At 28.6% G+C, this 25482-nt stretch carries 21 protein-coding genes; 9 read left to right on the top strand and 12 right to left on the bottom strand.

The window, feature by feature from the left end; all coding sequences use genetic code 11:
* Window positions 1-149 precede the first annotated feature (149 nt).
* Entirely contained in the window at window positions 150-767 is a 618-nt protein-coding gene (locus LXN10_RS05955; protein ID WP_375724960.1) for a riboflavin synthase, read from the top strand.
* Here the strand turns inward: LXN10_RS05955 and LXN10_RS05950 are convergent.
* The 10 genes from LXN10_RS05950 to LXN10_RS05905 all read right to left on the bottom strand — a co-directional run bounded on the left by LXN10_RS05950 (window position 759) and on the right by LXN10_RS05905 (window position 12095).
* Window positions 759-2453, bottom strand: a complete 1695-nt coding sequence (locus tag LXN10_RS05950) for a sensor histidine kinase (RefSeq protein ID WP_375724959.1) — start codon at window positions 2451-2453, stop codon at window positions 759-761. The genes LXN10_RS05955 and LXN10_RS05950 overlap by 9 nt on opposite strands.
* Window positions 2453-4462 carry an EAL domain-containing protein gene (locus tag LXN10_RS05945; RefSeq protein WP_375724958.1) on the bottom strand — a complete coding sequence of 670 codons (2010 nt, stop codon included), beginning with the start codon at window positions 4460-4462 and terminating at the stop codon, window positions 2453-2455. Before LXN10_RS05945 ends, LXN10_RS05950 begins: the two co-directional genes overlap by 1 nt.
* Before the next feature lie 57 nt (window positions 4463-4519).
* A complete protein-coding gene (gene mreC / locus LXN10_RS05940; protein ID WP_375724957.1) occupies window positions 4520-5290 on the bottom strand; it encodes a rod shape-determining protein MreC in 771 nt (256 codons plus the stop codon).
* On the bottom strand, window positions 5283-6314 hold the full coding sequence (locus LXN10_RS05935; RefSeq protein WP_013136801.1) for a rod shape-determining protein: 1032 nt from the start codon (window positions 6312-6314) through the stop codon (window positions 5283-5285). Before LXN10_RS05935 ends, mreC begins: the two co-directional genes overlap by 8 nt.
* Window positions 6315-6335: 21 nt before the next feature.
* Window positions 6336-7559, bottom strand: a complete 1224-nt coding sequence (gene clpX, locus LXN10_RS05930) for an ATP-dependent Clp protease ATP-binding subunit ClpX (RefSeq protein WP_375724956.1) — start codon at window positions 7557-7559, stop codon at window positions 6336-6338.
* A gap of 5 nt (window positions 7560-7564) precedes the next feature.
* Window positions 7565-8353 (bottom strand): acyl-ACP--UDP-N-acetylglucosamine O-acyltransferase, encoded by a 789-nt coding sequence (gene lpxA, locus LXN10_RS05925; RefSeq protein ID WP_375724955.1) that lies wholly within the window; start codon window positions 8351-8353, stop codon window positions 7565-7567.
* A gap of 7 nt (window positions 8354-8360) precedes the next feature.
* Window positions 8361-8804 (bottom strand): 3-hydroxyacyl-ACP dehydratase FabZ, encoded by a 444-nt coding sequence (gene fabZ / locus LXN10_RS05920; RefSeq protein WP_129100814.1) that lies wholly within the window; start codon window positions 8802-8804, stop codon window positions 8361-8363.
* A 52-nt stretch (window positions 8805-8856) separates the two neighbouring features.
* Window positions 8857-9900 (bottom strand): lipid-A-disaccharide synthase, encoded by a 1044-nt coding sequence (gene lpxB / locus LXN10_RS05915; protein ID WP_375724954.1) that lies wholly within the window; start codon window positions 9898-9900, stop codon window positions 8857-8859.
* Window positions 9901-10974, bottom strand: coding sequence for an epoxyqueuosine reductase QueH (locus LXN10_RS05910; RefSeq protein WP_375724953.1), 1074 nt, complete (start codon window positions 10972-10974; stop codon window positions 9901-9903).
* A gap of 92 nt (window positions 10975-11066) precedes the next feature.
* On the bottom strand, window positions 11067-12095 hold the full coding sequence (locus tag LXN10_RS05905) for a sensor histidine kinase (RefSeq protein ID WP_375724952.1): 1029 nt from the start codon (window positions 12093-12095) through the stop codon (window positions 11067-11069).
* A gap of 206 nt (window positions 12096-12301) precedes the next feature.
* On the opposite strand from LXN10_RS05905, the gene LXN10_RS05900 reads away from it, so the two are divergent.
* Entirely contained in the window at window positions 12302-12688 is a 387-nt protein-coding gene (locus tag LXN10_RS05900; protein ID WP_375724951.1) for a hypothetical protein, read from the top strand.
* Here the strand turns inward: LXN10_RS05900 and LXN10_RS05895 are convergent.
* A complete protein-coding gene (locus LXN10_RS05895; RefSeq protein ID WP_375724950.1) occupies window positions 12685-13410 on the bottom strand; it encodes an IclR family transcriptional regulator in 726 nt (241 codons plus the stop codon). The genes LXN10_RS05900 and LXN10_RS05895 overlap by 4 nt on opposite strands.
* Before the next feature lie 350 nt (window positions 13411-13760).
* Between LXN10_RS05895 and LXN10_RS05890 the strand changes: the two genes are divergently transcribed.
* From LXN10_RS05890 to fumC, 6 genes are all read left to right on the top strand, one after another.
* On the top strand, window positions 13761-14894 hold the full coding sequence (locus LXN10_RS05890; RefSeq protein WP_375724949.1) for an HpcH/HpaI aldolase/citrate lyase family protein: 1134 nt from the start codon (window positions 13761-13763) through the stop codon (window positions 14892-14894).
* Between the two features lie 12 nt (window positions 14895-14906).
* A complete protein-coding gene (locus LXN10_RS05885) occupies window positions 14907-17426 on the top strand; it encodes an aldolase/citrate lyase family protein (RefSeq protein ID WP_375724948.1) in 2520 nt (839 codons plus the stop codon).
* A 9-nt stretch (window positions 17427-17435) separates the two neighbouring features.
* Window positions 17436-18500: a MaoC family dehydratase gene (locus tag LXN10_RS05880; RefSeq protein ID WP_375724947.1), complete on the top strand. Its 1065-nt coding sequence runs from the start codon at window positions 17436-17438 to the stop codon at window positions 18498-18500.
* A 140-nt stretch (window positions 18501-18640) separates the two neighbouring features.
* Window positions 18641-19624 (top strand): HpcH/HpaI aldolase/citrate lyase family protein, encoded by a 984-nt coding sequence (locus tag LXN10_RS05875; RefSeq protein WP_375724946.1) that lies wholly within the window; start codon window positions 18641-18643, stop codon window positions 19622-19624.
* A 281-nt stretch (window positions 19625-19905) separates the two neighbouring features.
* Window positions 19906-20748, top strand: a complete 843-nt coding sequence (locus LXN10_RS05870; protein WP_375724945.1) for a DUF5718 family protein — start codon at window positions 19906-19908, stop codon at window positions 20746-20748.
* A gap of 60 nt (window positions 20749-20808) precedes the next feature.
* Complete coding sequence (gene fumC / locus LXN10_RS05865) at window positions 20809-22206, top strand: class II fumarate hydratase (RefSeq protein ID WP_375724944.1); 1398 nt, start codon at window positions 20809-20811, stop codon at window positions 22204-22206.
* Here the strand turns inward: fumC and LXN10_RS05860 are convergent.
* Window positions 22203-22766: a flavin reductase family protein gene (locus LXN10_RS05860; RefSeq protein WP_375724943.1), complete on the bottom strand. Its 564-nt coding sequence runs from the start codon at window positions 22764-22766 to the stop codon at window positions 22203-22205. The two genes, fumC and LXN10_RS05860, sit on opposite strands and share 4 nt — an antisense overlap.
* Before the next feature lie 222 nt (window positions 22767-22988).
* On the opposite strand from LXN10_RS05860, the gene LXN10_RS05855 reads away from it, so the two are divergent.
* The gene (locus LXN10_RS05855; protein WP_375724942.1) at window positions 22989-25400 is read left to right on the top strand and encodes a methyl-accepting chemotaxis protein; all 2412 of its coding nucleotides are present in this window, start codon (window positions 22989-22991) and stop codon (window positions 25398-25400) included.
* The last annotated feature ends 82 nt before the right edge of the window (window positions 25401-25482 follow it).

The raw sequence follows: 25482 nt of genomic DNA, 5'->3' as shown, positions 1-25482 counted from the left end.
GTCTAATGTATCTTTATCTTTTTTTGTTTATATTGAAAAGTGTTTGAAAGTTAGGTTAAAAAATTAGAATAGTTTAAAATTAGCTTCTCAATAAGTTTTCGGTATTATACCAAATATTTCAAGATTTACAGCAATTTTAAAGGAAAAACATGTTCACAGGACTAATAAGAGAGATGGCTGAGGTGCTAAGTTTCAAATCAAATGTACTTACACTAAAAGCAAAATATGAACCAAAGATTGGAGACTCTATCTCAATAAATGGAGCATGTTTAACAGTTGTGAGAGTTGCAAGTGGAACTTTTTCTGTGGAACTTTCTCCTGAGTCACAAAAAATATTGGCAATGGAAAATTACAAAGGTAAGGTTCATATGGAGCCTGCTATGATGATGGGTGATAGATTTGAAGGACATATTGTACAAGGTCATGTGGATTGCCTAGGGATAGTTAAAGCTATCAATAAAAATGGAAATTCCACTGATTTTATAATTTCGCTACCATCTTCTTTTTCTAAATATATTATTCCAAAGGGAAGTGTTAGTATTGATGGAGTTTCCTTGACTGTAAATGAAGTTATGAAAGACTCTTTTAGACTTACAATTATTCCGCACACTGTTGAAAATACTCTGTTTAAAACTTACAAAATAGGTTCTAAAGTAAATTTAGAAACAGATATGTTTGCAAGATATATTTATAATATGTTTAAAAAAGATAAAAAAAATGATGATTTGACTTGGGGACAAGTTGATAAAATGATGGCATCATACTAAGTCCTTATTTAGTGTGATTGTAAAGACTGCTTTATTGTCTAGATTTTGGGCAGATATTTTACCATGAAAGTTATTTTCAATAATTAATTTAGACATATAAAGTCCTAGTCCCGTTCCTTGTTGTGCTTCTTTTGTTGATTTATAAGGTTCGAAGATTTTATCTTTTATTGAATCTTCTATTCCTCCTCCATTATCAGAAATTTTTATTATGATGATATTTTTTTTATTGAATAATTCTATTGTAATTTTTTTATTATTTTCTTCAGTGTTTATTTTTAAAGCATCTATTGAATTATTTAAGATATTAATTATTACATGTTTAAATTCATTTTCATATGAGATTAAATCATACTCCTTAATTGAGTTTTTAGAATTATTTATAATTTCACATGTTACATAGTCATTTAAAAACTTTGCATCGATTAATTTAAGGGTATTTTTTATCGTATCTAAAATATTAAATTGATTTTTTTCTTTTGAGGGTTTTAAAAAATCTCTAAAGTCATTTATTGTATGGGACATATAAGACAGACTATTTTTTATTTTGTTTGAAATAGTTTCAAACTCTTCATCACTTAAAAGATTTAATTTCTTTTTGAACTCTATTTCTTGTATTAAAACAGAGATTTGATTTAAAGGTTGTCTCCATTGATGAGCAAGTATTGCTATCATTTCTCCCATTGCAGATGTTTTTGATTGTTGGATTAGAATTTCTTGCTGAGAAGTAATCCTATCAAAAAGTTTTTTTGGGATTTTAGCTAAATAATAGGCTGAAACAAAGGCTATGAATATAATTAGGGCAAATAATAAAAACACTTTATAATCAAAAAAAGTTAAAAATCTATTGAGCCAATTTTTTGAAGAGAAAGAGATAAATAGGTTTTCATAATCAGAACTTTTTATTAAGAATTCTTCAAAAATAATAGAATTTGTATTTTTAATTCTTTCTTTTTTTAAATATCTTGTCCATTCATTTTGTAAGTTATTATTAGACACTAAAACTTCTTTATCTTGGTCGTAAATAGTGATATCAAAATCTTTTGATTCTTTTATACTATCTAACAATTCTTCAGCAAAAATATTTATTATGAGGATACCAGTTTTTTTATTTTCTTCAAAAATGGGTACAGAAAATCTTAAAACGGGTTTATAAGGAATCTCTATTTTTTTGTTTTCTATATTTAAATCGATTCTTGAAATATAGACTTCATTTTTTGATAGTTTGATACTTTTCTCAAAATAATTTCTATGTTCTTTATTTTGCAAATTAAGATTTTCTATGATTTTATAATCGCCATTTGTATTTGGTCTATCAATTCTTATCTTTTCTTCTCCATTTATATCAATATATCTTAATTGAGTTATGTGTTTATCATAGGAAACAAAACTTTCAAAAAGAGATGTAGAATTTCTTAGATTCTCTTTGGAAGGATTTTTTATATAGTTTGTAAATAAAGGATTTGTTTTTATAGAGTTTATAAGTTGTTTATAGTTTTGATAGTATTTGTTTATTTGCTCTTTTTTTTGAGAATATTCATGTTGTGCTTTTTCTTTATAAATAATATCTCGATATTTTGCTATTTCATATAGTGCGAAAGATAGTATTAAAATAGTAAAAGAGACAGCTGTTAATATAAATAGTAAACTAAATTTTTTAAGATAATTCTCTTTTTTTAGTTGTTCCACTATTTAAAGTCCTCTATGGGCTTTGGTTTACTAAAATAGTATCCTTGAAACCAATCAATACCAAGGCTTTTGAGAGTTTCAAATGTTTTCTCATCTTCTACAAATTCAGCAACAACTTTGATATCTAGTTTTTTACAGAAATTAACTATAGACTCTACTAAAACATAGCCTTTATATTCATTTACTCTTTTTATTAAGGCACCATCTATTTTTATTTTATCTATTGGTAGGGTAAAGAAATACTCAAAATTTGAGTATCCTGCACCAAAATCATCAATAGCAATTTTTGCGCCATAACTCTTCATTAAGTTGCAAAAACTAATAGTCTTTTCTATATCTTTTAAGCCTTCACTTTCTAATAATTCTATAGTTATAGCAGAACTATATTTTTGTAATTTTTCTTCTAAGAAAAGTATGATTTCAGGGTTTGAGATATCTTCAAAAGATAGATTTATAGATATCTCTTTTTGTAAAATATTTGTACATTTCAAAGATTTTTCTATAATTGTTTTTGTAAATTTAGAGTAATTCTTTGAGCTTTTTATTTGCTCTAAAAAGGAAAAAGGAGTTAATATCTTATTTTCTTCTGTGTCAATTATTCTAGCTAGTGCTTCATATTTTATTATATTTTCATTTTTGTCAACTATTGGTTGAAAATATGGAATAATTCCATCTTCATCGAAAGCTTTTTTTATTTTCTTTTGTAACTGTAAATTTGTAGCGAAGATATCTTTTATTCCTTTAATTTTATTGTAAAGAAGGAAATCTTTTTTTAATTCTCTTGCTACATCTTTTGCAATTAAAGCTTCTGTTAAAATATCATCTTCTTCATTATAGGCAAGTCCTAAGGTAAAAGATATATCTAAAGATACATTTTCATCTATCTCAAATGAATCCTCTTCTAACTTATTTATTAAATTACTTGTAATATCATTTATATCTTTTTCTATTAAACTATTTTTTGGTAAAACTAAAAGTACAAATTTATCAGATTCTAGTTTATATAATTCAAATGAAAGTTTATCTGTTTGCTCTATACTTATTACTCTTAATATTTTTTGGGAAACGATATTTAGTATTTTATCTCCCATTTTGTATCCATACAATTTTGTGAGTTTTCTAAAATCATCTAAATCAATTATACAAAGCATTAAATTACTAGAAGAAAGCTCATTTATTCTTTTATATAAAGCAAATTTATTTTTTAAATTTGTCACTTGATCTATATAGAGTTTTTCAATTATTTCATCTTTTTTCTTTAAGGTTTTTGTTAAATCTTTAAGAATAAGATTTATTGTTTTTATATCATCTTCATATTCATTTGCAAATGCAGTTATATTTACAGTATATTGTTCTTCACCTATTTTCAAAGATAAGTTTTTGTGAAATATATCTAAGTCATTGGCACTTTTTATAATAGATAAGAAGTGCTCATCATTTAAACACTCTTTTATATTTGTTATTTTTATCTTATCTGGATTAAATAAATCAAACTCTAATGGATTGTCTGTAGAGATATTTAATATCTCACCTTCTTGTGAAATATTGATAATCAAGTTTGAAAAATTAACTGCTTTTTTAAATTGTTCAAGTTGATGTTTTTTCTTTTCTAATTCTTTTTTAGTTGATATTACTTTTGCTAATTTTGTAATTGATTGTATTAATGAAGTTATATTTAAAGGTTTTGTTATAAATGCATCAATATTTAACTCTATTGCTTTATGTAAGTAATCTATTTCATCATGTGCTGTTGTGATTAAGATTGGTATATTTAGGTCTAAATCTTGTATCTTTTTAGATAATTCAAGACCATCAAGGTTTGGCATTTTTATATCTGTTATAACTAAATCTATTTCATTATCTTTTAATATCTCTAATGCTTGAAGACCATCATCAGCAGTATAAATCTTTTTTGATAAAAGTTTTAGAGTAGAGGATAATGATTCTCTAACTGTTGTATCATCTTCAACATATAAAATTGATAAATTATTTATTAATGTATTAGACATAAAAATCCTTTATGTCAAAATTTAATCATAAAGATACTTATTGAGTACTTAATAAAATTATTTAGTTTTTTTTAGTGACTTTTTAGAATATATATAGAAGAAATTTTGATTAAGAGCGTTAATATAAGGTTCTATTTGAGCTTCTTGCATATCTGCCATTTTTTTGATTGCTATTACTTTACCTACTTTTAGGCCTTCAAAAAAGATATTATCCATACCAGAAGTTATTACTTCATCTCCTATTTTTATATTTATCCAAATTGGAATAAATTTTGCTAAAAGGATATTTGAGTTTGCTTTACCATGGGTGATTCCTGGAGCTTTATTTTCACCTATATAAACAGCATAATTACTTTTTTCATTTCCATTTAATAAAGCTAATGCTTGATTATCTTTATTTACAACTATTCCAGCAGCATAATTTTCAGAAATCAATCCCTCTATTTGAGAGTCTGTTTTTTTTGCATCTAGCCAAACTTTTGTAAAGTCATCAAATTCAACATATGATAATACTTGCGCAAGTCTTAAATCAGCTTTGTAATTTTTTAAGTCCATATGACTATCTTTTATGTGAGTAAGTTCTAAATTCTTTTCTGTATAAAGTAGTCTAAATTTTTTTAAATCTTGATTTTCTAAGGTAAGATCTTCTATGGTTTGGGCTTGAAAAAAATATTTTGTTAAGGTCTCTTCAACAATTACAAGTTTTTCTGTGTAGTAATCTTTTATCTTATTGATAAAAATAAATTTTGAAGATAATGATTGGTCTACATTAAAAATGTATAGACCAACCATGATTATAAAAAGGAGAACGAAGAGTAGTTTATTCATTAGAAATTAATCTTAATAAAGCTTCCTCATCTAATACTTTACTTGTACCGTAAGCAACAGCTAAAAGTGGCTCATCAGCAACTCTAACTGGTAGTTTAATAATGTCAGCTAAATATGTATCTAAACCACGAATAAGTGCTCCACCACCTGTTAGTGTAACACCATTATCAACAACATCACCTGCTAAATCAGGTGGCATATCTTCTAATACACTTCTTACAGCTGCAACGATTTCTCTAAGAGGCTCTTTGATTGCAGTTCTAACACCCTCAGAACCTAATTCAATAGTAGATAAAAGACCAGAGTTATCTCTACCTTTTACTCTTATTTTTAACTCTTGGTCAAGTTTAACAGCTGTTCCTATTTCTATTTTGATAGTTTCAGCAGTTCTCTCACCAATGTATAAGTTATAGTTTTGTCTAACATAATCCATAATCGCTTTATCACATCTGTCACCAGCTGTTTTAATTGATTTAGATAGAACTAGTCCCCCAAGTGAAGTAACACCAATCTCAGTTGTACCCCCACCAATATCAACAACTACATAACCAGAAGGATCAGAAACTGGAATTCCAGCTCCAATTGCAGCTGCCATTGGTTCTTCCACTAGAAATACTTCTCTTGCCCCTGCGCTTAGTGCTGATTCTCTTACAGCTTTTCTTTCAACTTGAGTAATTCCATAAGGAATACAAATAATGATTCTAGGTCTTATGAAAGATTTTCTTGAGTGAGCTCTTTCGATAAAATATCTAATCATTCTCTCTGTCATTTCAAAGTCTGCTATAACTCCATCTCTCATAGGTCTAACAGCTTGAATATTCAAAGGTGTTTTCCCTATCATCTGTTTAGCTTCAACACCTACTGCTAATATTTTATCTTTTCCATACTTATCATGTTGAACAGCTACAACTGATGGTTCATTGATAATAATACCTTTTCCTTTTACAGAAACGATAGTATTAGCAGTACCAAGGTCGATAGCCATATCATTAGAAAAGAATCCAATTAATTTGTCTAAAAACATTTACTCTTTCTCCTTTTTAAATTAAGCGATTTTTGGGTCTTTTTTATCACTTACTACATCTTTTGTAATAGTAATAGTTTTCTCTTTGTAGTTTGGTAAATCAAACATAATATCAAGCATAATATCTTCTAAAATTGATCTAAGACCTCTTGCCCCTGTTTTTCGCTCAATTGCTTTTTTAGCAATAGCAAGTAAAGCATCTTTGTCAAATTCTAAATTTACTTTGTCCATCTCAAAAAGTTTAATATACTGTTTTATTAAAGCATTTTTTGGTTCAGTTAAAATATGAACCATATCTTCTTCTGTTATTTCATTTAATGTAGCAATCATATGTAATCTTCCGATTAACTCAGGAATTAAACCATATTTTACTAAATCATCTGCTTCAACAAAAGAGATAAGTCCTGATTCATCTTTTTTACTACTTTTAGTTTGGTTAAAACCTAAAACATTATTACCTTTTTTTCTTTTAATAATCTCTTCTAAACCATCAAAAGCACCACCACAAATAAATAAGATATTTGTAGTATCTACTTGAGTCATATCTTGGCCTGGATGTTTTCTTCCACCTTTTGGTGGAACATTTACAACACTTCCTTCTATGATTTTAAGCATAGCTTGTTGAACACCTTCCCCAGATACATCTCTAGTGATTGATCTATTTTCACTCATTCTAGCTATTTTATCAATTTCATCTATAAAAATAATTCCAGTTTCTGCTTTTTTAATATCACCATTAGCTGCTTGTAAAAGTCTAGTAATAACATTCTCAACATCATCACCAACATAACCAGCTTCTGTTAAACTTGTAGCATCAGCTATTGCTAAAGGAACATCTAAATATCTTGCAATTGTTTGTGCAAGTAGTGTCTTACCAGAACCTGTTGGTCCTATAAGTAAAACATTTGATTTATTAATTTCTGTATCTTCACCAATTTCATCTCTTCTAAAAATTCTCTTATAGTGGTTATATACTGCAACTGAAAGAACTTTTTTTGCTCTGTGTTGTCCAACTACATAATCATCAAGTAAAGCTTTTAATTCACTTGGTGTATGAAGTTTTATTTCACTTACTGCTTTAACATCAGGATTTAATGCTTGTTCATCTTCAGCTGGTTCTTTCCCACTAATAATATCATGGGCAGCGTTTACACAAGATTTACAAATACAAGCATTGTCCCCTGATATTACCGGATTTTGAGCACTATCTTGTACTCCACAAAAATCACATTTTAATTTGCTCATATATTCTATCTCTCCTGCTTTCTAATAAAGGGAATTCCTCTTTTTGTATTTATAATAAAATTTGCAAATTCTAACACATATTTATTATCTTGAGTTTTTATTAATTCATTTGCAACCTCTTGGATTGGTTGCCCCGATTCAAAAATATCTTTATATGCTTTTTTAACGGCATTAATATCTTCTCTTCCTAGTCTTCTTCTAAGCCCATTTAAATTTAGACCTCTAAGATTTGCTCTATTTCCTTCTGCTAAACAAAAAGGTGGTATATCTTGAGTTAAGACAGAACCTCCACCAATCATAGCATGGCTTCCAATTTTACAAAATTGGTGAATTGGTGTTAATCCACCAACAACTACATAATCATCAATTTCAACATGTCCTGCAAGTGTTGCAACATTTGCAAATACACAATGATTACCAATGATTACATCATGGGCAACATGAACATAACCCATAAAAAGGTTATCATCACCGATTCTTGTAATTGAACCTCCACCTTTAGTACCTGGGTTAAAAAGTGTGAATTCTCTAATTTTATTATTGTTTCCAATAATTAGTTCAACTTCTTCACCATCAAATTTTAAATCTTGAGGATCAGTTCCAAGAGCTGCATGTGAGTAAATCTTATTATTATCACCAATTGTAGTTTTACCCTCAATTACACTGTTCGAACCGATTATATTTCCATTTCCAATTTTTACATTAGAGCCTATGATAGTATAAGGGCCAATAGTAACATTATCACCGATAATTGCGCCATTTTCTATTATAGCTGTTTTATGGATATTATTCATATATTTGTTATTTATCCACTACCATGGCTTTTAATTCAGCCTCGGCAACTAATTTATCATCTACAAAAGCTTTACCATCAAGTACTATTAAAGTGCCTCTTAATTTTTTTACTTCAATTCTGTATTCTAATTTATCACCAGGTTTTACTGGTGTTCTAAATTTTGCCCCATCAATACTCATGAAATAAATAACTTTACTTTTCATCTCTTCATATGACAAATCATTGCTTTTTAAAGCTAAGATTCCACCAGCTTGCGCCATTCCTTCAAGAATTAATACACCTGGATAAATTGGATGTCCAGGGAAATGTCCCATAAAAGCAGGTTCACTAATAGAGATATTTTTAAAACCAATGATACTTTTACCTTCTTCCATGCTTGTAATTCTATCTACAAGTAAAAAAGGGTATCTATGTGGAAGTATCTCTTGAATCTGTGTAACGTCTAGCATATAATTTTCCTATATCTTTTTATTTAAGGCATATATTCTATCAAAATTTAAATTAGTTTTGAATTATGTGAGCGACATTCTTAGAACTTCCAAATTTAAGATATTCTCTTAGTACTTTTGAATTTTCCATAAATTTGTTTGTATTCATTTTTTTATAATCATTTAAAAGGTTTTCAACCGTTACATTTTCTTGTAAAAACTCACTATGAATTAGCTCTTTACCCATCTTTGAAAAAAAGATATTTGCTAATCCTACAGCTGGAAGTTTTACAAGACGCGAACCTATAAAGTAATCTAATTTTTTAGCAATATAACTAAGAGTAAAAGGTGTTCCAATAAGTGCAGCTTCTAAAGTAGCTGTCCCACTACAAATAAAAGCATAATCGCTTTGTTTTAGACTTTCATGGGCATTATTAGAAACAGTAAATGCTGAAATATCTCCATAAATAGTTTTAATATACTCTTCATCAAACTTAGAAGGAATAATTAAAATGTATTCTTTATTTGGAATACTTTTTATAAGCTCTTTAAATATTGGCATAAGATTTATAATCTCATTTTTTCTGCTTCCTGGCATAAAAGCTATTTTGTTAGAAGTTGAAGCTGTAGTTTTATAATCTTTTATCTCGTCAAGTAAAGGATGCCCAACATAAGTGATTTTCTCTTTTTTTGAGTAATAATCTTTCTCAAAAGGTAAGATTGAACAAAGCTTATCGCAGTATGTTTCAATCTTCGGAATTCTTCCTTTTTTCCATGCCCAAGCTTGGGGAAGAATATAATAAATAATCTCTTTATTTGGATATTTCTTTTTAATAGCTTTTGCTAGTGGTAAATTAAAACCTGATGAATCCATAAGTAAAACTTTGTCAACATCTTTTGCTAGTTCTACCATTTCATCTTTTAGTTTAAAAAAGAAAGGTAATCTTTTTATTGCATCAATAAAACCCATGATAGCAAGTTGTTCAATATCATAGTTTGGATTTCCAAGTTTTTTATCAAAGATTCCAATAAGTTCAATCTCTTCATTTAGATGTTTTTTAAGTTCTTTTAAATGTATATTAGAAGAAGTTTCCATCGCACTTACAAGAAGTTTCATTTATATAATTACCTCTTTTACATCTTCATAAGTTTTTGCATCAATAGTAATCTCATATTTTCCTTCACTTATTTCATCAACAACTATAATTGCAGATAATCCATAAGGATTTTGAGTGATTTTATCTCTAATTTTCAATTCAGCTTCAAAAGTTAAAGGATGATACATCAAGTCTTTTACATCTTTATAATGAGATTGAGTAAAGTCATTAAAAGTATCAATTGTGATGATTTTTACTTCATCTTTATTTAAGTAGTGTATTTCTGCTTTCTCAAATGCTATTTTTCCGTTTGTTCTTCCTTTATTTATTGTTGAGTAACATAAAAAGTATGAAGGAATAACTTCTTTATCTACTTTAACTTTTGCATTTAAAAGTCTATAGTTTAGAAATTTTTGTTTTACTATTTTATATGGAATATTTGTCTCATCTAAATTTGTTCTATTATTATATAACTCCAGTCGATACTCTATTGATTGGGGTAAAATTTGGTTTGAAATAGGTAAAAACATCTCATCCATAAGTTTATCTTGTTGTTCTCTTTGGGGAGCTAATCCAAATAAACAACCACAGTAATTTTGTCTATAAAAGGAGTTCTCTTTTACAACTTTTGCTTGCTCTTCCATTCCTCTACCACTTCTATAATCTTTGAAAATCCATTGTAAACCATATTTTTTTTCTAAATCGGCTCCAATTATTTCTAATTTTTCTTGTGATTTTTTTGGTGAGATAAGTAGAGTTGTAGTAAATTTATTATGACCTAATTCAACAGCTTTTTTTACACTAGTTTCTAATCTATCATCATAACAAACTGTACATCTATCCCCTTTTTCAGGTTCATTTTCTAGTCCTTTTACTTTTCTTAACCACTCTTCAAGGTTATATGGACCTTCTATTAATTCTATATTTAATTTATGGCAAGAGTATTCAACATCTTTTAGTCTTAGTAAGTATTCATTGTAAGGATGAATATTAGGGTCATAAAAAAAACCAACTAATTTTTCATCGGGGAAATCTTGTTGTAGTCTTTCTAAAAAATAGTGACTATCAACGGAACAACATATGTGAACGAGCATTTAAATCCTTTATTTAATCGCATTATAGTAAAAAATTATTAAATCTCCAAATAATGTGCTTAGCTTATAAGCGTTTTAGAATGAGTTTCAAGTTAATTATTTATAGGAATAGAAATGATAAATTCAGCACCTTTGTAATGTTCATTTTCAAACTCATATTCACTATTTATTACGCTTAATTGTCCTTTCATATTAGTAATTATTTGTTTGCACATATATAGACCTGTACCTAGGTTTTCACTATTTTCTTCACTAATGAAATAAGCTTCAAATAGTTTATTTAAATTTTCTTCTTTTATTCCTCCACCATTGTCTTTAATTTTGATTATGATTTGTTCATTTTCTCTGTATACATTTATAAACAAATGTCTCTTTAGTTTTAAATCTTTTCTTTCAAGTTCGTCTTTTGCATTTCTTAATATGTTAAGTAATACTTGTAATATATCACTTTCAAATCCATAGGCATTTTCATGTTCTATATTTTTGTGTATTATTATGTGAGAGTTCTTATAGTGATTTTCAATTAATTTGAGTACTTTATTAAATACCTTTGTAAGACTGAACTGTGTTATTTGTTTATTTATTTGAAAAAAATCTCTAAAATCATCAATTGTGTCTGATAAGTTTTGAACAGAATTATCAATATTTTTTATAGCTTCATCTAAATCGTTTTCATTTACATGGTATAACTTATCTCTACTAATTTCAAGTAGAGTATTTGACATTCTAATAACGCTTAAGGGTTGTTTCCATTGGTGGCTAATGTGATTAATCATCTCACCCATAAGAGCCATTCTTGCTTGTTTGAATAAAATCTTTTCTTTTTCTAGGGATGTTTTTAACTCTTTTTTTATTTTTTCTTCGAGTTTATTGTTTTGAACAGAAAGTTTATCTTTTAATATTTTAAGTTCTTTTAGCCTTCTTAGAGAAAACCAAATAAAACTAAATGATGAAATAAGTACAAGTAAAATAACTTCATCTAATTGGTATTCTTCATGTGCTCTTGTGTATTTTATCAACAAATCAAAAGCATTAACTTTTAATAGAAGTAGTAACATTAAAATTGAAAAGATTAGTATATAAATTAAATCTTTTATGTGCTGTTGTTTTATATAGTGCATTTGTACTCTTTCAATGTCAAGTTTTTAGTTTTAGAATTAAGTTAATTTAAATTTTATCCTTTAAGTATATTCTTTAATACAACTTAATTATGTGTTCATATGACTTTAATGTAATGTGGTACTTTTAATTTTATAATAGTAGTTTAAGATGTAGCTTTTTTGAAAGTATTATTGTAAAATCATTTTTAAATTAAAAGGAACTATATTTGATTAAAAAAATTATTAGTATTATTTTTATTACTTTTTTACTTTCATCTTGTGCATCAAGACAAGTTATAAACTCCACAAGTGCAACGATTCTTATAAAAACACCTGTTATGAAGTTTTATGATAAAGGCTTTATTTCTAAGTTTGAAAATTATACTCAAGTGCAAATTTATAGTGTAGGGAAAACAGTCTTAGATATGAAAATATATAAAGATAGAGTTTGTACTTCTACTTTTGAGTGTGAAAGTTTAAAAGAGTTTAATAAAAAATATTTGAGTAGTTCTTATGAAGATAGTTTTTTAGAATCTATTTTTAATAGCAATAAAAAAGATGTAATTTTTAGAGATAAAAAAAATCAAGTCTTAATAAAAATAAAAAAAGATTAGATTACAGGATTAACTAAATCAAATATCTTTTTACCTAATTCATGGGATTTTTCTTTATTTACTCTTGCAGATAAGCCAGATATTCCAACTGTCCCTACAAACTCTTTTTTATTATTGAAATATGGAACAGCTATTGAGAAAAGTCCAAATTCATACTCTTCAAAACCAATAGCATAACCTCTTTGTTTCACTTCTTCAATCTCTTTTTTTAATCTAGTAACTGTAGTGATTGTATTTGCTGTGTATTTTTTTAGATCTAAAGTTTTCAAATCAACATTTTCATATGCTAACAAAACTTTTCCAAAGGCATTTGCATGTAGTGGGGCATGTAGACCTATTGAGTCTTTTGTTTTTAAAACTCTATTTGATTTGTCCACTTGATTTAAATATAAAACGGCATCTTTTTCAAGTATTCCTATATATGAACACTCTTGAGTTAAATAAAATATTTCATCAAGTAAGGTTCTTGTTTTCTCAACTATTTTATCTCTAGCTTCTATTTGTGATATATTATTCATAATATCACTTAAAATTATCTCCTTAGAGTTTTCAACATATTCAATAAACCCTTCATTTACCAAAGTGGTGATAAGTCTTGACATTGTACTTTTGTCTATATCATGGGTTTGACATAAAAAATTAGCTGTTAAAGGTTTGCTTGAATTCATAATTGATTTTAAAATCAACAAACCTTTTGTTAATGACTTATTTTGATTTTGCAATATAGTATCTTTGTATTTGATTTTATATATTTTAACATTTTTTATTTAAATTGCTTTTGTTTTTGTCTTTGTATGTTTAATTTTCACTTAAAGAATCTTTATTTGACTAAAAGTAACATTTAATTAAATAATTGCAAAAGTTTTATTTTGGATTGCAAGATTTATTGCAAAAATTTTCTCACTATGTGAAACTCACTTTTGAGATGTTTCATATAAAGCCTATAAAATGGCATCTAGGAGAACTTATAAAATATTCCTTAATTTAAAAACTAATAATAAAATTTATATATGAGCTTATTTTACCTATGGATTAATTCCCTTACAAAAAGAAAAACATAAAGGTAAATATCATGACTTCTTCTGTAATAGATTTATCAAAATTAACGGCAAATGACGATTTGAAACCAGTACTTGGTGGATATTGGCCAGGGATTCAAATATATTATCCTCCAATTAAGTTTAATCCACTAGATGGAAGCTATGAGACTATGGAGCAAGCAAAGCTTAGACTTCAAAAACATGCTTATAAAACAAAAGCACATACAGTGTTATTTGACTTAGAAGATGGTTGTAGACAAAAAGCTATGAGTAGGGAACTTTTGATTCAAGAGTTACCAAAATTTCCACAAAGAGATTTTCAAATAGCTATTAGAATCAACCCTTTTAGAACAGATGAGTATGAAGAAGATTTAAAAATGTTAAAGCAAGTTCATAAATATATTGATGCAATTGTATTAGCAAAAGCTGGTGAAGTTTATGGAGATGCTGAGATTAGAGATTTATCTTCTTGGTTAGTTTCTATTGGTAGTAATTTACAAATTCAACCAATCATTGAGCATCCAAAATCACTTCAAATAGCTGATAGACTTATGAGTCATTCAACTGTACAACATGTGGTATTTGGTATCCATGACTTTTCAAAAGCAATGGCATATAAAATCACACCTGAGGGTTGGATTGATGAGTTAGAAACTTTCTTTAATATGCTTACAATGGAAGCTAGAATAAAAGGAAAAGGTGTAATTGGAGGGGTTGAAGTTTTACTTACTCCTAATTCATTACCTGATTCTTGTGTTGAGAAAAAAGATATTAGAAGATGGTTAGATTTACACGGTGATAATGCTTCAAGACATGTTTATGAACATGCTAAAAGAGAAACAGCTATGGGATTAACAGGTAAACAAGTTATTACTCCAAATCATATAAATGTTTGTAAAGTTGCTTTTACTCCAAGTCCAAAAGAGACAGCAAAAGATATAGAAATCTTAAGTGCTGCAATTGAAGCAGATGCACTTTTAAGTGGAGCTATTAGATATAAAGGTGAGATGTTAGATCCTCCGATGTTTGGTAAGTCATTACAAAATCTTCTAAGAGGTTATGCCTTAAGAAGTTTAAGTAAAGAAGATCAAGCTTTTGCCTTAACAGTATTAAATAAAATGCCGTTACATACATTTAAAGAAAACTGGCCTTATGGTCAAATATAGTAAGGAGATAATATGAGTTCAACTATTAAAATCGAAGTACCTGAATTTTTAAATATCGGGGTTGCTTGTACATCAGCTCATTTGGGAACACCAAAAGAGAATAGTACTGCAATGGTTATAGAAGATGATAAATTAGGTACTGATGAAATAACATATAAAGATTTAGCTAAAAAATCTGACCAAGTTGCAAATTTCCTTACAAGTATTGGAATTGGTGCTAGAGATAGAGTTTTAGTTTGTTTAAAAAATTCATTGGCTTATCCAATTTCATTTTTTGGTGCAATAAAAGCTGGAATTATTGCAGTTCCTACTTCTACACTTTTAAGTGGTTCTGAGGTTAAGTATCTTGCAGAAGATTCACAAGCAAGTGCTATAGTGTTATCTGCAACTATGTATGAGAACTTAGTTCCATATTTAGAAAATGTAGATAATCTAAAAACAATAATTGTAGCAGCAATTGATAGTGTTGATGATCTTAAAAAACCAAAGGGTATAAATGTATATTCTTTAAATGAGATTTTAAAAAATGGTGATGCAACACCAAATCACTACAAATCAAAATCAGGTGAGCCAGCATATTTAGTATATACATCAGGAACGACTGGTTATCCAAAGGGTGTTTTACATTCACATAGATCACTTGTGGGAAGAACACCTGCAACTGAGTATTGGTTTAACTTTAAAGAAAATGACAGAATCATGCACTCTGGGAAGTTTAACTGGACTTATGTTTTAGGTTCTGCATTGATGGACCCTTTATACAATGGTCACACAGTTATTGCATATGAAGGTGCAAATGATGCTTCAACTTGGATAAATTTAATTAAAAAACATAAATGTACTATTTTTATTGGAGTTCCAACTATTTATAGACAAATTATCCAAAAAACAAAAACAACGATTGAAGATTGCCCAAGTTTAAGATACTGCATGAGTGCAGGTGAGCATTTATCAGATGAGATGTTAGGACTTTGGAGAGAAAGATTTAAACAAGATATTTATGAAGCAATAGGTATGAGTGAATGTTCTTATTATATATCACACTCTGTTAATAATCCAATTAGACCAGGAAGTGCAGGTTTTGTACAACCAGGCCATATCGTAAAACTAATAGATCCAAATACTTTAGAAGAAGTAGATACTGAAGAAGAGGGAATGATTTGTATAGGAGTTGATGATCCAGGGTTATTTTTAGAGTATTGGCAATTGGATGATGAGACATCAAAAGCTAAACATGATGGATACTTTTTCACAGGTGATTATGCTAAAAAAGACAAAGATGGTTATATTTGGTTCATAGGTAGAAAAGATGACATTATCAATACCTTTGGATTTAGAGTATCTCCACATGAGATTGAAAGAGTTGTAAAAACTCATGATAAAGTTGCTGATTGTGTAGCGTTTGGTTTAGATATTGAAAAAGATAAAACATTAGTTGCCATTGCAGTGATTGGACATAAACCTTTAAGCCAAGAAGAAGAGGCTGAGATTTTAAAATATTCTCAAGATAACTTGGCAAAATATAAAGCGCCTAAGAGAATCTTTGCTATGAGTGATTATCCAAGAACTAAAAATGGTAAGGTTTTAAGAAAACAACTTGTAAAAAACATACATGAACAAGAAGTTGCTTTAAGTGTAGGAGAAGAACTTGTTGAATATAAAGCAAGAAGATCACTTTTATATGTTCCTTCATATAATAAAAAGTATGTACAAAAAGCAAAAACAGTTTTAGCTGATACTTTGATTTTTGATATGGAAGCTATTTTGATGGAACAAAGAGAAGCAGGAAGAGTTGTATTAAAAGAAGTATTTAAAGAAGAGGGTTCAAAATTCGGAGAATCAGAAAGAATTCTTAGAGTAAATAATTTAGGAAGTGAAGATTTACAAAAAGATTTACAACTAGCAAAAGAGATAGAACTAGATGGAATACTTTTTTCTAAAATTGATAATAAAGAAGATGTTTTAGAAGCAGCAAAATTAATTGATGAGGTAAACCCAGAATTAACAATGATGATAATGATAGAGTCGCCATTGTCAGTTCTAAATATCCAAGAAATATGTGCTGCATCGTCTAGAGTAGAAGTAGTAGTTGCAGGTTCTAATAAACTTGCAAATAGACTGCAAATAGATGTTAAAAAAGGTTCAAAAGCTATTATTAATTATCTCTCACAAATAGCACTTGCTGCTAAAGCTTATGATAAAGTAGTAATTGATGGACCACATTATGATGTACATGATGAGTTTGCTTGTGAAGATTCTACAAAAGATGCCTTTGATTTAGGATTTGATGGAAAAGCTTTAGTTCATCCTGTGCAAATAGAGTATATAAATGATATCTTTACTCCAAAAAGAGAAGAGGTAAAAGAGTATGAAGAGATGATTTCTTTATATGAAGATGCTGTAAAAGATGGTAAAGAAGTTATTTTATATCAAGATAAACTTGTGGATATAAGTAGAATAAAATGGGCTAAAAAGATGATAACACTTTATGAAACATACAAATCTTTAGGTCAAAATTTATTTGGTAAATAAGGAAGAAAAATGTCTAAAATAAGCACTAAAATCAATTTTGGAAACTTCTTTGAAGATTTTAAAATTGGTCAAAAAATAATTCATCCTCTTCCTCGAACAATAAGTGATGGTGATGTATCTTTTTACATCGCCTTAACTGGAAGTAGATTTTCTCTAAATTCATCGGATATCTTAGCTCAAGAAATGGGATATGATAAAAAACCACTTGATGATTTATTGATGTTTCATTTGACCTTTGGAAAATCTGTTCAAGATATCTCTTTAAATGCAATTGCAAATTTAGGTTATGCCGAAGTGTCTTTCCCAAATCCCGTATTTGTAGGAGATACAGTAAGACTTGAGACTGAAATCATAGGTTTAAAAGAGAATTCAAATGGTAAAAGTGGAGTGGTTTATGTGCACTCTATTGGATACAACCAAGATGAAAATGAGGTTTTAAATCTTAAAAGATGGGTTATGGTTCACAAAAGAAATAAAGGTGAAATGAGTGGAATAAATACTGTTCCAACTTTTGCAAAAACTCAAACCATAGCACAAGAGATAAATATTCCAGTTTTAAAAGATATAAACACTGATGTTACAGGTGGAGTTTATTTTTTTGAAGACTATGAAGCAGGTGAGAGATTAAATCACGCAGAAGGTATTACTATTGATAATAGCGATCATACCTTAGCAACTAAACTTTATCAAAATAATGCAAAAGTACATTTTGATGATTTTATGATGAAAAGCACACCAATGGGTCAAAGACTTATGTATGGGGGACATGTTATTTCAATAGCTAGAAGTATTTCCTTTAATGGCTTACAAAATGCCCAATGGATTTACTCAATAAATAGTGGAGCTCATGCCAATCCAACATATGCAGGAGATACTATTTATGCCTTTACTGAAGTAATTGAAACAATTAATCATGAAAGAGAAGATTTGGGATTATTGCGACTTCGAACAGTAGCACTTAAAAACCAAAGACCAGAGACTTTTACAAGTACTTTTGATGAAAATGGAAAGTATAAAAAAGAAGTTGTATTAGACTTAGACTACACAGTAGTTATACCAAAAAAACAAAAATAGAGTTAAGGCAAAAGGCAACTCGTTGCCTTCTTTAGGTTTTGCTTCTTTTAATGGGAATTTAATTCCCATGATGAAAAGAAGACATTAAATAAAAAAGGTCCCTTTTAAAATTGAGGGACGAAATTTAAAAAGGAAATATTATGACACATCCAAATAAAGCACTATTTGAATCAGGAAAATCTTTACCAATCATCCCAACTTGTGAGCACTTTGCAGGAAGTGAAAAGCTTATTTTAAAAGGCTTTGAAATGCAAAAAAAACTAGGACCAGTTTTTGATATCACTTGTGATTGTGAAGATGGAGCAGAAACAGGAAAAGAAGTAGAACATGCAGAAATGATAGTAAGAATTGTAAACTCTGAAGCAAATCCTTATGCGATGGCAGGGACTAGAATCCATGATTTTTCACACCCTGATTGGAGACAAGATATTGATATTTTAGTACCTGGTGCTGGTGAAAAACTTGCATATATTACTCTGCCAAAATCAACTTGTTATGAAGACGCTAAAACACAAATTGAGTATATTCAAAAAGTAGCAAAGGAAGCTGGAATAAAAAGAGAGATTCCAATTCATATCTTAATTGAAACTCATGGGGCATTAAGAGATGTTGAAAAAACTGCAACGCTACCTTGGTTACAAGTTTTAGATTTCGGTCTTATGGATTTTGTTTCTGGTTACCAAGGTGCAATTCCAGCTATAAATATGAGAAGCCCAGGTCAATTTGAACATAGATTAATTGCAGCTGCTAAAGCAAAAGTATGTCAAGCAGCTATTGAAAATCATGTTATTCCTTGTCACAATGTAACTTTAGATTTAAAAAATCCATACCAAACATTTAAAGATGCGGAGAGAGCAAGAAATGAGTTTGGATTTATGAGAATGTGGTCAATCTATCCAACACAAGTTCAAGCAATCGTAGATGCTATGAAACCAGATTTTACAGAACTTGAAGCTGCACAAAATATTTTATTAGCTGCACAAAATGCAGAGTGGGGACCTATTCAATATGATGGTGAACTACATGATAGAGCAACATATAGATACTTTTGGGAATTAGTTCAAAGAGCTAAATTCTCTGGTGGAAAACTTTTAGATGAAGTAGAAAAAAGATTTTTTTCTTAGTTTAAAAATTTAAGCTAATTTTGAAGATAAGAGGGTAATCTTTTATCTTCAAAAATTACGAAAGGATAAAAGATGACAAACTATAACTTTACAGTACTTGCTAATAAAAAACTGGTCATGCTCGCCAACAATAGTGAGAAGAGTTTATACCGCTGGTAGATTTTTAGATAAGATAATTTAACTACCCACATAAACTTCACGAAAATATTCTCACTTTAATAAATAATCATCCCAAAATAAAAAATAAATTGTCATAAATTTTAAAATTTAAAGGCAAAAAAATGAAAAAACACAATATAAATACAGAAGACTTAAAAGATTATTTAGGTTTTGGTGTTGCAGGAAACTTTGCAAATCACTTAGGGGAAGCAGGGGAAGCAGATGAGTTTTCAGTAATCAAAACAGAGGAAAAAGATGCACCAAAAGGATTATTTCCTTTTTATATTCCAAATGATAAGAGTTATTTAGGACAATTTCCTATTTGTACAGATGAGATAAATCATAATGGAATAGAGCATTTACAAGTTGAAGCAGAAGTAGGATTAATTTGTGATTTCGTATATGAAAATGATAAATTAGTAGATTTGAAACCAAGACTTTTTGGGGCATTTAATGATTGCTCAAATAGAGTGCAAGATGGGAAGATGCTAAGTAGCAAAAAGAACTGGGGAGCATCATCAAAAGGAATTGCACCTGAATTTATTGAAATAGATAGTTTTGATGAAAAAGGAATTTTAAATAAATATCACATCGCTTCATTTTTAAAAAGAGATGGAATTGTACATGATTATGGAACAGTTAGCGCTGTAAACTCATACTCATACTTTTTTGGTCAATTAAAAGATTGGATGATAGATAAATTTAATACCCAAGAAGAAGTAGGTCCACTTGAAGCATTACCACAATATTTAAAAGACATAAATAATAAAAAAGGTATCTTAATAGCAGCTGGGGCAACAGCATATAGTGAGTTTGGTAAACATCACTATTTAGAAAAAGGGGATGAAATATTTATATATGTTTATAATGCACATTTTCACTCTTTTGAAGATATTATACAAGATATGTCAGGATCAGAGGTATTACTTTCACAGTGTTCTAAACTTCATCAAATAGTTCAATAATAATTTTTAAATAATCTCTTTGTTTTTTGATATATAATTAATAAAAACAAAGGGATTATGATGAATTATAGAATTGAAAAAGATACTATGGGAGAAATCAAGGTTCCAAATGATAAATATTGGGCAGCTCAAACCCAAAGAAGTTTGGAAAACTTTCCCATAGGTATTGAAAAAATGCCAAAAGAGATAATCAAAGCTTTTGCATATTTAAAAAAATCATGCGCAATAGTTAATTATGACTTACAAAAACTTCCAATAGAAAAAAAAGATGTTATCTCAAAAGTTTGTGATGAAATTATAGAGGGAAAACTTGATGATAATTTTCCTTTAGCTGTTTGGCAAACAGGAAGTGGAACCCAATCAAATATGAACTTAAATGAAGTAATAGCTTCAAGATCAACTGAACTTTTAGGAAAAGATTTTAGAGTTGAAAAACTAATACATCCAAATGATGATGTAAATAAAGGTCAAAGTTCAAATGATACATATCCTAGTGCTATGAGAATAGCTTTTGTTTTAGAGTTACAAAAACAACTAATTCCTGCAATAAATCAACTAAAAACAACCCTAGAAAATAAAACAAAAGAGTTTGAAAATATCATCAAAATAGGAAGAACACATCTTCAAGATGCTACACCACTTACTTTAGGGCAAGAATTTTCAGCTTATGTTGAGATGTTAGAAAAAGCACTAAATCAAATAGATGATAGTATGAAATATATAACAGAACTTGCCATTGGAGGAACGGCTGTTGGAACAGGATTAAATTCCCACCCAGATTTTTCGCGCCTTGTTTGTGAAAACTTGAATATAAATACTAATACAAACTATAAATTTGTATCACACCCTAATAAATTTCATTCTTTAACTTCCCATGATGGAGAAGTTTTTTTAAGTGGAGCTTTAAATGCCTTGGCTTCTAATCTTATGAAAATAGCAAATGATATAAGATGGTTAGCTTCAGGTCCTAGATGTGGAATAGGTGAGTTAAATATTCCAGAAAATGAACCGGGAAGTTCAATTATGCCTGGAAAAGTAAATCCAACCCAAAGTGAAGCTATGACAATGGTTGCTGTTCAAGTTATGGGAAATCACACAACAGTTAGTGTTAGTGCTAGCCAAGGAAACTTTGAATTAAATGTCTTTAAGCCTGTGATTGCTTATAATATTTTGCAGTCAATTAGACTCTTAAGTGATACTATGAAAGCCTTTAATGATAATTGTGCAGTTGGAATAAATGCAAATATAAAAAATATAGAAAAATACTTAAATGATTCTTTGATGTTAGTAACTGCATTAAATCCTTATATTGGATATGAAAAGGCAGCACTTATAGCAAAAACAGCCCATAAAAATGGAACAACCTTAAAAGAAGAAGCACTAAGATTGGGAATACTTACTGAAAAAGAGTTTGATGAATATGTAAAACCTCAAGAGATGGTAAGACCTAAAATTTAAAGGTCTACCATAGCTTTAAAGAAAGCTCCACATCTTCCTATATTTTCTACATTTATGTGCATTTTTTCATTGATTCTATCATCTTCAATGAACTGTTTTTTTATCTCTAATATAAGAGGTGTAGTTTTCCCAGGTATTTTAACTGTGTCATAATATTCACAAAATAGAGCACTTTGAGAAGAGCAAATCATAGGTGGAAAATCTTCAAGTATTTTTTGCACTTTTATATCATACTCTTTGATTTCACTTTGCTCTTTTTTTAACATAGTTGAACATAGTTTTACTTTGTCCACATTGTCTTTATTTGCAAAACAAATTGTGGCCTTTTTTGTTTTCAAAATATTTGCTAAACTATCTTTTGGGCTACCATCATCTTTTATTCCAATTGAAACAATTAATGTTGCTGGATTACTTGATATTGGGATAAAGTATGAAAAAGGAGCTGCATTTAAAACTCCATTATCTTCTGTTACTATCCAAGCTATAGGTCTTGGAACTACTGTATCTGACATAATTTTGTATTTAGTTAAATCGTCTGTTTTTTCATAATCAAGTATCATTACTTACCTTGTTTTTATTTATTATAGTAAGTTTATTATTAATCAAGTGTAAACTATATTTAATTATTCGTAAAATAGCTTAAATAGAATAATTTTTATACATAAAATATTGTTATTATAATTTTATTTTTATAAGAAAATATTATTATTGTAGTCTAATTTGTAACCAAATCAGAGTATAATATTAACAGAATATTAACAAAGATATAAAAGGGAGAAAAGATGAGAAGCCAGTTGGGTTTTGGTAATAAGTTATTATTACAAGTTTTAAGTACGATGGTTGTAGTTTTTGGAATAACAATGTTTTTTGTTATTAAGTATTCATATGAAACTTCACAAACCGAAGCTAAAAAATATTTACAAGAGGCTGCTTTTAAAGAAGCTAGTATTATACAAGGAGAAGTTGACCAAACGATTCTTATCACTAGATTGATGGCTAAAAAGTTTGAATCTCCTTTTAAAACTGGTATTGCTTTAGAGCAAAAAGAAGTTATTCAGTATTTCAAAGATATTTTAAATCAAAATAAACTTATAGTTGGTATTTGGTTTAAAATAAAAGATAAGACACTACTTTTCCCAGAAAACATGGAAATGGCTGGAAAAGAGGGGTATGATAAAGTTGGACAATTCAATCCTTATATTACAAGAACAGATTCTGGAATATCTGTTTCTCCTGGAGCTGTTTATTCTGAAAAAGATGCATGGGTAAAAGGCCCTATGGAAACTGGTAAATTATATATTACTAAGCCATATTTATATCCTGTAAATGGAGAAAAAGTACTTATGGTAAGTATTGGAGTACCTATGTATAATAATAACCAATATATAGGTGTAGCAGGAATTGATATCAACTTAGAAATATTTGCTCAAAAAGCAAAAGAGACAAGGTATTATGATACTGGTTACTTTTTCCTTGTAGGACAACATAAATATAATCTAGCCCATCCAAAAAGAGAAAACCTAGGGGTTTTAGTTACTCCTACTGGAAACTTTGAAAATGCTATGAATAGAGCACAAGAGAATAAAGATACAACATTTTCAAGACTTAAAGAAACTGGATTAGTTAATTTTTATTATTCAAAAGCTATTGCTATTGGTAATGAAGGGATTTATTGGAATCTGTTTTTAACTGTACCTGAAAATGAGTATTTAAAAGATGCTTATTTCATAAGAAATTTTTCAATAATAGCTGCTTTAATTGGAATTTTATTAATGGCTGGAGTAGTTATTTTCACTATTAAAAAGCTTAATTTTAATCTACGATCAATCTCTAGTGGACTTGATGGATTTTTCTTATACTTAAACAAAGAGACAAGCGAAACAAAATCAATTGAGATAAAATCAAATGACGAATTTGGTGCCATGGCAAAAAGTATAAATGAAAACATAACAAAAATTCAAGTTGGAATTAATCAAGATAATGAACTACTTGAAAATGTTAAAAATGTAGTAAATCATGTGGGTGAAGGATATTTAAATAAAAGAATAGACAAAAGTACAAGTACCGATTCTCTTAATGAATTGAAAAATCTTCTTAATACTATGTTAGAGAATTTAGAACGATTAGTTGGACAAGATTTAAATAAAATAAGTGAAATTTTATCATCTTATATGAAAAGAGATTTTACAGCTACATTAGATAGTGAACATTCTGGAAAAATTGGAAAAGAAATAATAGAAATGAATAGAATGATTACAGATATGTTAAGGGATAATCAAGAAGATGGTTTATCTTTACAAAAAAGTTCAGATGAACTTACTTCAAATGTAAAAACACTTAGTTCTAATGCCACATCTCAAGCTGCATCATTAGAAGAGACAGCTGCTTCAATAGATGAGATTACAGGTACAATTGAACAAACAAATCATAAAGCACAAGAGATGAATTCAATCTCTAATGAGACAAAAGAATCAGCAACTCAAGGTAAAAGCTTAGCAAATGATACTGTTAGTGCAATGGAAGATATAAATAATACAGTTATAAATATAAATGAAGCTATAACAGTAATTGATCAAATTGCTTTCCAAACAAATATCCTAAGCTTAAATGCAGCAGTAGAAGCAGCTACAGCAGGTGAAGCTGGAAAAGGTTTCGCAGTAGTTGCACAAGAAGTAAGAAACTTGGCCTCTCGTTCTGCAGAAGCTGCAAAAGAGATTAAAAAGTTGGTTGAGAGTGCAACAACAAAAGCAAATAATGGTAAAACAATAAGTATTAAAATGATAGAAGGGTTTACTAATCTTGAAACAAAAATTGTGGAGACGAGTAAATTAATTGATGATGTAACAAATGCAGCAAAAGAACAATCTATAGGTATGGCACAAATAGCTGATGCAGTTGGGCAGTTAGATAAATTTACACAAGAAAATGCAGCAGTTGCAGATAAAACAAATGATATTGCTCAAATAACAAATGAAATAGCAATAGATATTGTAAATAATGTAAATCTAAATAACTTTGAGGGGAAGGGTAAATCAGTAAATGTAGTAAAAAAAGAACAAACTACAAGTACAAAAAAAGTGACTCAAACTCTTAAGCCTACAGACAAAAAAATAAGTGAACAGAATTCTTCACAAAAAACAAAAGTAATCACACCTCAAAAATCAATTGATAATGATGAGTGGGAAAGTTTTTAATAAAAAGAGTAAAGCCTTTTACTAGGCTTTACTTATTTCTCTGCTTTTCTTTAAATATAAACAATCATAAATCTTAAGTATT

The sequence above is a fragment of the Arcobacter iocasae genome (assembly GCF_042214795.1).
Taxonomy (GTDB): domain Bacteria; phylum Campylobacterota; class Campylobacteria; order Campylobacterales; family Arcobacteraceae; genus Arcobacter; species Arcobacter iocasae.
This window is presented reverse-complemented; position numbering and strand designations above follow the sequence as displayed.